The sequence below is a fragment of the uncultured Campylobacter sp. genome (assembly GCF_938045465.1).
Taxonomy (GTDB): domain Bacteria; phylum Campylobacterota; class Campylobacteria; order Campylobacterales; family Campylobacteraceae; genus Campylobacter_B.
The window spans coordinates 1-11,231 of the sequence record NZ_CALIBF010000148.1; the positions used below are offsets into that span (position 1 = coordinate 1).

Here is an 11,231-nt window from a genome sequence, read left to right on the forward strand (position 1 = left end):
TAAATTTCGGCTATAGACTTATGCGCGGAATTCTGCTTGATTTCGCGCAGTAAAGCTCTACCGCTACGCGATAAATAATAGAATTTTTCCACAATATTTGCTGTCAAATTTCACGCTCGGTGCGCATTTTGCCTATATCACAAAACGCAGCAGCCGCAAAATTTCACGCGATAGCTTTCCGCCGCAGATGGAATTTCACCGCGCAAATTTTAGATTTTTAAAGCGAAATTTCAAATAAAATTCGTGCCATAAACTCATCGTGTAAATTCTATACCAAAAACTATAACTGCGTGACATCGATATGGATTTTAATCTAAATTTTACTCATAAATTTTGAGATTATTTTATAAGTGCATAGCACACGGCTTGCAGGAATAAAATTTTAAGCAGATTTTGTACGAAATTTCAAAATGCAGCTCAAGCTCGCAAACAGATAAATTCACTGCAGCCTTGCGTTTAGAATTCCGCGCTAGTGATAAATTTCGCATCTTTACGTCGATGCAAATTTTAAAATTCTATGCAGGAGATAAAATTATAAGCCCGTGCAATGCATAAATTCTAAAATTCCACGTCGCCTATAAAATTCCATGCCTCACACGACACATAATTTTGAAATTTTAAAATTTCACGCCGCAGATGAAATTTAGGAATTTCCTTTTGCGGTAAAATTTCAAAGTTCTCCCACAAATCCTCTGTCCGCGCGGCGAGTTCCAAATCCGTCTAGAACTTAGATTTTCCTCACCAGCTCGGGAATTATCGCTTCGAAATCGACCCCTTCGTAGTCCTTGCGCTCCTCGTCGCTCATCGTCTCTTTGATAGTGCTGACGACGAAGTCCGCAGCGATACGAACCGCCGTTTCCAGCGACTTACCGCGCATTATTGCGCCGAAGGCTACGGCGGCAAAAATATCGCCGGTACCGTTAAATTTGACCGGCAGCAGCTCGTGAAAATACTCATTCGTCCTGCCCGTGCGTGCATCGTAGCTGAAAACCCCGCACTGATCGGCAATGTAGCCGATGCCCTTTAAAATAACCTGTCTAGCGCCCAGCTCTCGAAGCCTTGCAAGCAGATCCATGATGAAATCCCTATCCGCATCCTCTCGGTACGGCACGCCTGTAATCGCGCAGGCCTCGGTGATATTGGGCGTAATGACGTCGGCTTGAGCGCACAGAAGCGCCATCATACGGGCAAAATCCTCGTTAAAGCCAGGATAAAATACGCCGTTATCGCCCATACAAGGATCGACCAAAATGGTCTTGCCCGCGCCGCCGAAGCTCGCAAATAGCTCGCTCATAATCTCGATCTGTGCTGCCGAGCCCAAAAAGCCCGTGTAGATGCCGTCAAATACCACTCCGCGGTCTTTCCAGTGCGCCATGATCGCGCGTATTTGAGAGCTTAGATCGCAAAAGGTGTAGCCCGAAAAGCCCGTATGCATCGATAAAACCGCCGTAGGGATCACGCTTGTGCTCATCCCCATTGCGCTTAGTATCGGCAATGCAACAGTCAGCGAAACCTTGCCCACACAGGATATATCTTGAACGGTAAGAACTTTTTTCATCACAATTCCTAAAATTTTTGGCTCTATTTTACCGCTATTTATATTAAAAAGGCGAATTTAAATAAAATTTACTCTACGAATAGTCTAAATTTATAATATTTTTGGCGTTTTTCCGCTAAATTTTAAATTGAGTTCGCCGCAAATTCGGCGTATAAATTTAAAAAGGCAAAAAAATGATAACCGCAAAGGCTCTTTACGCATCAGCTCGCCTCAGATCGCTACCGCTTAGCGTCTCGGGCGTGTTGCTCGGTAGCGGCGCGGCATACGGCGCGGGCGTATTTAGAGCGGATATTTTTGCGCTGGCGCTGCTTACGACGCTGCTGTTTCAGGTGCTAAGCGATTATGCCAACGACTACGGCGACGCGGTAAAGGGCACCGACGACGATGGCAGGCTGGGGCCGCGCCGCGCGATCCAAACGGGGCAGATGAGCGCGGCCGATATGAAGCGCGTCATCGTCGCTACGGCGCTGCTTTCAGCGCTTTGCAGCCTCGCGCTGAGCGTTTTGGCGTTTGGCGAGCGGTTTTATCTCGTGCTGCTATTTTTAGCGCTGGGCGGCGCGTCGATATATGCCGCGATCCGCTACACCGTGGGAGCCGGCGCATACGGATACCTGGGGCTCGGCGACGTTTTCGTGTTTTTGTTTTTTGGACTACTTAGCGTACTTGGCTCGTACTTTTTATACGCGCGTTCGCTCTATGCGGCGCTGCTGCTGCCTGCGTGCGCGTGCGGGATGCTAAGCACCGCCGTGCTAAATTTAAATAATATGCGCGACGTACAAAACGATGCGCTCAAAGGCAAGCGCACGATCCCCGTGCGTATCGGACTGCGCGCGGCCAAGTGCTACCACTACGCGCTAATCGCGGGCGGAGCGGGGCTAATGCTCTGCTACTCGCTTTTGCGCGGAGATTCAGGCGTAAAACTACTCTACATAGCTAGCTTTGCGCCGCTTGTGTGGCACCTCTTTTTCATCTCAAAAGTTCGGGAATGCCGCGACTTCGACGGGCAGCTAAAGGTAGTCGCACTCTGCACATTTGCGATGTCGGCGCTGTTTTTCGTCGGGGAAATTTTAGGCTAAATTTAAATGCCGCGTAGATAAAATTTACGTCGGCACCGCAGCAAAATTCTCTCGCGCGCAGAAAACACTCCACGCGTCACGCGGCGGTAATTTGACTGCAAATGCTGATCAAGCGCTCCCCTTGCGCCATAATGGCGCTAAAATTTACTAAATTTCACGCACCGCCCTGCCACTTAATGCCAAACCTACGCAAGCGGCTCAGCTTTAATTTACTCGCTTTGGATGCGCACCGTCTTGCGCCAAAATCGGTACTGTAAACCTAGAATTTTATGAATTATATGAAACCGCCCAGTGGATGTGTAGAATTTGGCCGTAGATTAAAATAAAGCGGCCCCGGGACGCACTGTTCAGGGCCGCTAAATTTTAAATTTTACTTCTCAAACGCCTTTTCTAGGCTAAACGGAAACGCCTGATAGCCCATCGCGTTGGTCATTTTGATTTCGATTGACGGCTCTTTTGCGCCCCATTCAAACTCGTTGATGTGAGGGCTAGGTACGCCAACCGGGCGGCCTTTGGCGATATCAAACTGCATGCCGGCAACCGCGGAGTAAACCATTACGCTATCTAGATCGTCTTGATACTGCGCGAGCGATGTAACAGAGCTGTACCACTCGCTGCCGCGCTGTTTGCCGTACTCCCAGACCTGCTCGACGGTCTTGGCGTTCTCGTCGATTTTATAAACGACCGCGCGGGAGTATTTCATGCCCGCCATCGCAGGCTGCTCCATGCCACGGGTGTCGCCGTTGTCAAAGACGGTTAGATAAACGAGCCCCTTTTTGGACTTGCTATCGATGCGAAATGCCGTGTGTTGCGTCCACTGCCAGTCAAATCCGCCCGTCTCGCTCTCATATCCCGGGCATTTTGAGTACTCGTCCTCGCAGACGATCTTTTTGCCGTCTTTATCTACCGGCTGGAGCAAGTAGCCCTTAAACTGATCCTTCCAGCCCTTATGCGCGCCCATTATCCATTTGATCTTTTTGTCGCGGCCGATCTTGATGACGGCGTCTTGGTGGCGGCTGGAGATGATGATGCTATCGTCGCTTGGATCATAATCCACGCTATTTACGTGCGCCCAGTTGCGTCCGGGGCCCGAGCCCACGATGTCGCCCCATTTTTCGTTCGTATCCATCGCGGCTAGCTCGTCCGAGCTCGCAGTGTGGCCCGCTTTTTTAGCATCGATGTTTAAGCACACCGCGCCCTGATCGAGCGTTTTTAGCACGATGTCGCGGTACGGATCTAGGATTTCATATAATCTAAAATCATCCACGACGTTGCCGTCGCGATCGACCTCGACGATGACGTCGCGCACGGTGCGGACGTTTTTGCCGTCGGCGCGTTTATAGTTGGCGTTTGCCGCGCGGAGGAAATAATGCCCATTTTGCGCCACGTCTAGCGAGTGCGAGAAGTCGTTGTATCCCGCAGGTAGCTCGCGGTTAAAAATTTCGCGGCCCATTATGTCGTATTTGGCGTATCTTTGGCCATATCCCCATGTCATCGCGCCGTCGTCATTTTGCTTAAAGCCCATCATGACGCCCGCGCTAAAGGGCTGCTTGAGGTCGTAAATTTTACTCGGCTCCATATACCAGCGCACCTCGCCTTTGGTGTCTAGGATGAAGTTGTTCGGGCTGTAGTTCCACTCGATCGCGCCGCCTGCGGGGTTGTTCCACACGACTTTGGTGCCCTTGCCCGTTTTGTTTACGAAGTTATTTACGTAGTAGAGGCGGTTGGCAAATTTCGCGCTCGGAGCCTTTACGACCTCGATTTTATCAAACAATGCGCCCTTTTGAGACGGCATACCAGAGCTTTCTAAATAGATCGCCGGAGCGTAAATTTTATAGATTTCTTTTATGTGCTCTGTTTGGTCCTTGTAAATTTTATCATACTCGACCTCGACGGTGTTTTGATAGTCAGGGTAAAGTCCAAAAACAGGGATTCCGCCGTGCGTGCGAAGGTGCTTGTCGGCGACTTTATAGCTGATAACTTGACCACCCGGTTTTGGCACGATAGTGACTTTGGCGTTTGCTAGCGTGTAGCCGCCGTTTTTGATCACTGCCGTTAGAGGCGCGATGTCGTATGGGTTTACGACTACTTCGCCGATCTTGCCCGGGATGCCATAATCTATGTGCGCGCCGCTAGGTCCGCCGATAGCTAGCGCGGCCGTGCTTAGACCGCCCAGTAACGCCGCAGCTAGGGCGACTGACGAGAGAGTTCTTTTCATCTTTTCTCCTTTATAATGATAAATCGTTTCATTGCCGTAATTTTAGTAAATCTTTCTAACGTGAAAATCACGCTATTATTATAAATAGCTTAAATCCAAAAAATAATTCAAATTTTTATATTTTCCGCTAAAATTTAGCCTAAATTTTACGAATTTAATCTAAAATTTATCTTAGCGTGAGTTCTGCGGCGGCGAGAGGATATAAAATTAACGCAAACAAAATCATTTTAAGGAGCACTCCATGAACCTACTTTCTAAATTTAGCAAAGGCTTTCTAGCAGTCGCGATGTTTGGCGCCATAAGCGCTGCCGCGTTTACCGAGGGCGAGGACTATGTAAAGCTGCAAAAGCCGCTACCCGTAGAGCAAAACACACTGGTTAAGGTCTTTAGCTACGCATGCCCGTTTTGCTACAAATACGACAAAACCGTCACGCCGAAGGTCGTAGAAAAGGTCGCGGGGCTAAAATACGTGCCGTTTCATCTAAAAACCAAGGGCGAATACGGCGAGGCGGCGAGTAAAATTTTTGCCGTTTTAGCCGTGATGGACGAGGAAAAAGGCGTGAGCCTGCTAGATGAAAACTCGCTGTTTAAAAAGGCTAAATTTGCCTACTACAAGGCCTATCACGATCAAAAGCAGCGCTGGAGCGACGGCAAGGACGAGGCTGCGTTTTTAAAGACGGGGCTTGACGCGGCGGGTATCAGCGAAGCGGACTATCAAAAAAAGCTGGAGGATCCAAAGGTCGCCGAACTGCTTAAAAAATGGGACGAGAGCTACGACGTAGCCAAGATCCAGGGCGTGCCGGCCTTTGTCGTAAACGGCAAATACCTCATCATGACGAAGTCCATCAGCTCCATCGACGGCATGGCGCAGCTAATCGAAGAGCTGCTCAAAAAATAGGGCACGGGCATGAAATTTGCGAAAAAAATAGCGAAATTCGCAGATAGTCGTCTGCCGTGGGCGATCCTCGTAGCAGTGAGCGCGGGGCTTGTTATCCTCGCGCACTCGCTGTTTCAAAACTACGTCTATATGCCGCCTTGCGAGCAGTGCGTCTATATCCGCTTTGCCTTTTTATGCATGGCGCTGGGAGGCCTCATCGCGATCATAAATCCTAAAAATTTACTCCTCGCGCTCGCAGGCTACCTGCTAGCCTTTTGGGGCGCGATCCAGGGCATAATGTATAGCGTCAAGCTCGCCAAGATCCACGACGCCGTCCACGGAGACGATCCGTTCGGCGTGCAGGGCTACTCGACCGAGCCGCACTATCCGTTCGGCCTGCCGCTTGAGCGGTGGGCGCCCGATTGGTTCTTGCCTACGGGCGACTGCGGCTACGATAATCCGCTAGTACCCGAGGGCGTCACGCTAAGCGGCTTTCAGAAGTATCTCGTCGATCTTTACGAGGACGGCTGGTACCTGATCCCGTCAAGCAAATTTATGTCGATGGCCGACTGCACGCTAATCGGCTTTGGAGTCTGCTTCGTCGTGCTCGCCACGATGTTTATTTGCAAAATTTTAACTCTGAAAAAAGCTTAAATCGGTCTAAATTTAGACCGATTTTGCTATACTCGCCGCATGAAAGCCTTACGCGAGCATAATTTTAAAATTTACTTCATCATCATTTTCGCAAGCCTTTTCGTGGTGCTTTTGGGCGTGAAAAACTACGAGGACGCCAAGGCGCAGATCGTGGCGCTCGCGGATAAAAACAAGATCGCCGCTAGCGAAAATATGGTCGGGAATTTCTCGTTTTGGCTGGACGAGCGGCTGCACTCGCTGGTGCGCGCGGCTAAATTTATAGAAAATGCGGGCATCTCGCAAGACGGCGAAAAACTGGGCGACTTCATACGACTTTTTAAAGAAAACTCAGCAGAATTTGACGCCTTGCAGTTTTTGCGCGAAGACGGAGAAATATTCGTCGACGGCAAGGAGCTAGAGGGCGACGAAGCGATGCCAAAGAGCCTGCGCACGGGACTTGTGTGGTTTGAGGAGACCAAAAGCACGCTCGCACCCACGGTAAATTTTATGCAGCGCCATAAAATCTTAGGCGAGCCGACGCTAAATTTATGCGTGCCCGTCATGGACGGCGGCTCGTTTGCGGGGGTGTTTTGCGGCGTGGTGAAGCTGCAAAACATACTAAAAAATATGGAAAAATTTAAGCTCGCGCCCGATTCCTACGCCTTTATCGTCACCCACGGCGGCGAAATTTTAACGCCGATGAAGGATGCGGCGCTAAAAAAACAGATCGAGGATAAATTTAAAGAGCTTTTCCTGCGGGGCGAAGATATCACGAGCCTAAATATCGGCTCAAATTTCATCTCCGTCGCCGAGATCCCCACGCTAAACTGGTTCATAGGAGCCGGCACCGATAACGAAAAGGAGCTCGCCGCACTGCTTAACTCCGCGCTAAAAAACGCCCTTACTCTGCTTTTTGCGTTCGCGGCGCTAGCACTGGTGGTGAATTTCCTCCATAACTTTATGTACTCAAAAATCAAAAATCTGCAAGACGATTACGAAGCCCTGCTTAAGCACAAAGCCCGTATGAGCGAGGCGGGCGAGCTAATCAGCGGCATAAATCATCAGTTTATCCAGCCTGTTAATTCGCTAAATTTGATGATCTCAAGCCTGCTCATGCTACAAAAAGACGGCAAGCTAGACGCCGCGACGCTAGAGAGTATGCTGCAAAAAGGCCAAGCCGCGACCGTGCTTTTGAGCGATACGATCGAGATTTTTAGAAATTTTTATAAAAGCAGCGACAGCCCGCAAAAATTTAGCGTGCAGCGCTGCATAAAAGACCTGCTAAAGCTAATGCACACCGAGCTTAGCAAGGCAAACGTCACGGTAAGCTTGCGCGAGTTTAAAGACGAAGAGGCCATGCAGCGGATGGGCATCGTGCAGCAAATTTTACTCATCCTCATTCACAACGCCAAGGACGCGGTCGTGGAGCGATACAAAGACGAAATCGCCAAGCGGCAAGTTTTTATCGATGTCAAATTTGAAAACGGCACGTGCAAGATAGCCGTCACGGACTACGGCAGCGGCGTGAGCAAGGAGCTTCGGGATAAAATTTTAACCCAGCCAAAAACCACCAAAAAGCAAGGAAGCGGCATCGGGCTGTATTTTGGCAAAAAGCTAGCAAACGAGAAGCTCGCAGGCGACATCAAACTGCTAAGCGCGGGCGATCCGACGACGTTTGAGCTGAGCTTTGAGACAAATTTAAAGGAGTGAGATGCAAGAGCATTTGAGGCTACTTAAAGACCTAAGCGTCCTCATCGTCGAGGACGACGAGATCGCAAGGGAGCTGCTAATAGGCGGGCTAAAGCCCTACTGCCTAAGCGTCTGGGGCGCGGGCGACGGGCTGGAGGGGCTGGAGCGCTTTAAAAAGCTAGCTCCCGCCGTCGTCATCACCGATATCCACATGCCCGCGATGAACGGCTTTGAGATGATGAAGGAGATGATGCGCATAAAGCCCGCGCAAAAATTTATCGTCTTTACCTCCTACGACACCGACGACAATCTCATCAAAAGCATCGAGCACGGCGCGGCGTCGTTTCTAAAAAAGCCCGTCGATATCGCCGCGCTCTGCCGCCTGCTCGTGGCTCTAACCTACGAAAAGGACGAAAAGCTCGTGCGTCTGGGCCCGCAAACCAGTATAAATCTCGCCAAAGAAAAGATCTACAAAAACGGCGAAGAAATTTATCTTTCGTTTTTGCAAAACAAGCTCTTCTGGCTCTTCGCGTATAATCTAAACAAGCTCGTGAGCTACGAGATGATCGAGGAGTTCGTCTACGAGGGCGAGCAAACGAGCAAGGGCGCGATACAAAACGTCGTGCTAAGGCTGAAGCGGGAGCTGGGAGTTAAATTTAAAAACATCAGTGAAAGTGGATATATACTGCTAAGCGGCGAGTAAATTTAACTTTGCGGCTTGCCTCGCGAGCGTCTTTAACGGAGCTAGTAAAAATTTAGCTCGGCGGGCTACCTTGTCCAGCCCACGCTAAATTTTTACGTCGCAACCCTTAAATCCATCTCGCGATACTTCGCCTTGACTTTTTACGTTCAAATTTTGAAGTCAAATTTGTAAATTTTAGCTCAAATTTTACTCGCCGAAACTCGTGCCTCGAAAACGTAAAATTTAGTCGCTATCGTGCCGTACTGCTTAGCGATAAAATTTACTGGAAGCCTCGCTGCTACGGTTAAATTAACGCGGCGCATAAAACAAAGTTTGCTTTGGCGCGGTTAAATTTAATGCGACAAGACCTATTTCGCCAGCAGCTCCTTTACCGCGGCGGCCATTTCATCGACGGAGCCGAACGAAGAGGTGTTTAAGAGATACTTGCCGCTGACGACAAATGCCGGCACGCCTGAAATCACCGCGACCTCGTAGCCCGCGTCCCACTGCGCAAGCAGAGCCTGTGCCTTTTTGCTGGCAAGCGCCGCTTCATATTCGCTCATGCTCACGCCCGCGGCATCCAGCGCGGTTTTGATGAACCTTTGTTTATCACTGCCGCCACCAAAATTGTCCTTTTTGTCGTGGATCGCTTTGTAAATCGCGAATTTCGCCTTTTTAAATTTTGACTCATCGCTTAGTGGACTCACATCGTCCTTTTCATCAAGCACGATAAGTGCTGCGAATATACCGCTCGCCGTCTGTCCGAAAACACCCTTGGTCTTTAGATGCCACGGCAAAAACTCCGTCCCTTCGAGCTTTTTCATCAGCTGCGGCGTGACCGTCCTATCAAACGCATAGCAGTGCGGGCACTCGTAGTTAAAAATTTTGACGACGCTGTTTTTCGGCACGTTTAGCGGCTTTTGCAACACTTGATAATTAACGCCCTCCTCTAGCGCGTTTGCACCTACGCTAATCAAGCAAACGGCGGCTAGAGCTAGTATAATCTTGGAGATCGTTTTCATCGAATTTCCTTTACGGTAAATTTTAAAGATTGTATAAAAGAAAGGGTAAATTTGAGATTAAAGCGGACAAAGGCAAGGCGGCTTCCCACAGAAAAATATATAAAAAAGCAGGCTACACCATCAACACCGCTTGAGCAAGCGGGCTAATTTATCGCCACAAGCTCTATCTCTGATCTCGCTCAAACTCAAATTTAATAGCAAGGATTGCACGCTCGCGGCTTAATTTTAAAGCATGCAATCCGCTTTAATTTAATAAATTTTATTTATCAAAGGCGTGGATTATCCACTTTACGCGCTCGGGATCTGCGTGATCGAAAAACAGCGTCTTATCAGTATCTAGCGCAGCGATAGCAGCCATATCATCAGGCGCAAGCGTAAAATCAAAAACATCGAAATTTTGCTTCATTCGCTCTATTTTCACGCTTTTTGGAATGACGATGATGCCGCGCTGAATTAACCAGCGCAAAATAACCTGAGCTGAGCTTTTGCCGTATTTTTCACCGATGCCACTTATTACGGCGTTTTTAAATATATCGTTTTTACCCTCGGCGAAACTAGCCCATGATTCAAATGCTATGCCGTAGCCCTCAAGTACGCGTTTTAACGCTTCACGCTGATAAAACGGATGACACTCGAGCTGATTTACCGCAGGGATGACGCCGCTGTTTTCGCACAGATCAACGATCCGATCAGCGTAGAAGTTGCTAACGCCGATAGAGCGAACAAGGCCCTCATCGCGCAAACGTTTCATCGCTCGCCACGAGCCGTAAATATCGCCATATGGCTGATGAATGAGATAAAGGTCAAGGTAATCAAGCCCTAGCTTTTTCATCGACGCATCAAAGGCCTTTAGCGCGCGCTCCTCACCTGCGTCGCTGATCCAAAGCTTAGTAGTTATAAACAGCTCCTCGCGCTTTAGCCCGCCTGCAAGAGCCGTCTTAATTGCTGCGCCTACGCTTTCTTCATTGAAATACGCCTTTGCCGTATCGATGCTGCGGTAGCCGACCGAGATCGCATCCTCGACGCATCTTTGAGCCTCTTTCGGATCTACCTGAAATACGCCAAATCCTAAAATCGGCATCTTGTTGCCGTCGTTTAAGCTTACAAATTCCATTTTTGCTCCTTTGCTAAAAAAATTCATCTTATATAAAAATTTAAAATTTCGCGCTTAATTGCAAAATTCTATCCGCACCAAAGCAGTAGGTGAAATTTAAAAGCCAAATTTCAACCCACTGCAAAATTTTTAATAATCAAAAATATTCGAATCGATCACCATCGCGCGGTAGGCTACGTCGTCTCTAGACGCAGACTCCACGTCCATTTCAAGTTTTATGTCGTTTGTTTTCGGATCGATCTCCACGAGCACCATTTTGATCGTCTTATCAGGTTTTAGCAGATAGACGTTCGAGCTTGAGATGAAATACGTGCTTTTATCCTTTTGCCACTCCACGTTGCTAGTAACCGCGCTATAGAAGT

Annotated in this window: 11 protein-coding genes; 5 read left to right on the top strand and 6 right to left on the bottom strand. The window is 48.8% G+C overall.

Going from position 1 to position 11,231, the window contains the following annotated elements:
- Nucleotides 1-558: 558 nt before the first annotated feature.
- Together Q0413_RS07140 and Q0413_RS07145 are read right to left on the bottom strand one after the other, a co-directional pair.
- Nucleotides 559-687: a hypothetical protein gene (locus tag Q0413_RS07140; protein ID WP_298988301.1), complete on the bottom strand. Its 129-nt coding sequence runs from the start codon at nucleotides 685-687 to the stop codon at nucleotides 559-561.
- 40 nt (nucleotides 688-727) lie between these two features.
- On the bottom strand, nucleotides 728-1,558 hold the full coding sequence (locus Q0413_RS07145; protein WP_298988302.1) for a pyridoxamine kinase: 831 nt from the start codon (nucleotides 1,556-1,558) through the stop codon (nucleotides 728-730).
- Between the two features lie 173 nt (nucleotides 1,559-1,731).
- On the opposite strand from Q0413_RS07145, the gene menA reads away from it, so the two are divergent.
- Nucleotides 1,732-2,634, top strand: a complete 903-nt coding sequence (gene menA / locus Q0413_RS07150) for a 1,4-dihydroxy-2-naphthoate octaprenyltransferase (protein WP_298988303.1) — start codon at nucleotides 1,732-1,734, stop codon at nucleotides 2,632-2,634.
- Between the two features lie 370 nt (nucleotides 2,635-3,004).
- Here the strand turns inward: menA and Q0413_RS07155 are convergent, their stop codons facing one another.
- Nucleotides 3,005-4,852, bottom strand: a complete 1,848-nt coding sequence (locus Q0413_RS07155; protein ID WP_298988304.1) for an aryl-sulfate sulfotransferase — start codon at nucleotides 4,850-4,852, stop codon at nucleotides 3,005-3,007.
- Between the two features lie 241 nt (nucleotides 4,853-5,093).
- Here Q0413_RS07155 and Q0413_RS07160 point away from each other — a divergent pair, with 241 nt between their 5' ends.
- From Q0413_RS07160 to Q0413_RS07175, 4 genes are read left to right on the top strand one after another with little or no spacing between them, the layout of a single operon-like run.
- Nucleotides 5,094-5,750, top strand: coding sequence for a thiol:disulfide interchange protein DsbA/DsbL (locus Q0413_RS07160; protein WP_297942509.1), 657 nt, complete (start codon nucleotides 5,094-5,096; stop codon nucleotides 5,748-5,750).
- A 9-nt stretch (nucleotides 5,751-5,759) separates the two neighbouring features.
- Nucleotides 5,760-6,383: a protein-disulfide oxidoreductase DsbI gene (dsbI, locus tag Q0413_RS07165; protein ID WP_298988305.1), complete on the top strand. Its 624-nt coding sequence runs from the start codon at nucleotides 5,760-5,762 to the stop codon at nucleotides 6,381-6,383.
- Nucleotides 6,384-6,422: 39 nt separating this feature from the next.
- Entirely contained in the window at nucleotides 6,423-8,072 is a 1,650-nt protein-coding gene (locus Q0413_RS07170) for a sensor histidine kinase (RefSeq protein ID WP_298988306.1), read from the top strand.
- 1 nt (nucleotide 8,073) lies between these two features.
- Complete coding sequence (locus tag Q0413_RS07175) at nucleotides 8,074-8,754, top strand: response regulator (RefSeq protein WP_298988307.1); 681 nt, start codon at nucleotides 8,074-8,076, stop codon at nucleotides 8,752-8,754.
- 347 nt (nucleotides 8,755-9,101) lie between these two features.
- Here the strand turns inward: Q0413_RS07175 and Q0413_RS07180 are convergent, their stop codons facing one another.
- From Q0413_RS07180 to Q0413_RS07190, 3 genes are all read right to left on the bottom strand, one after another.
- Complete coding sequence (locus Q0413_RS07180) at nucleotides 9,102-9,755, bottom strand: thiol:disulfide interchange protein DsbA/DsbL (protein ID WP_298988308.1); 654 nt, start codon at nucleotides 9,753-9,755, stop codon at nucleotides 9,102-9,104.
- A gap of 259 nt (nucleotides 9,756-10,014) precedes the next feature.
- Nucleotides 10,015-10,869, bottom strand: a complete 855-nt coding sequence (locus Q0413_RS07185; RefSeq protein WP_298988309.1) for an aldo/keto reductase — start codon at nucleotides 10,867-10,869, stop codon at nucleotides 10,015-10,017.
- Between the two features lie 129 nt (nucleotides 10,870-10,998).
- A partial coding sequence (locus Q0413_RS07190; protein ID WP_298988310.1) for an aryl-sulfate sulfotransferase occupies nucleotides 10,999-11,231 on the bottom strand: 233 nt, incomplete at its 5' end.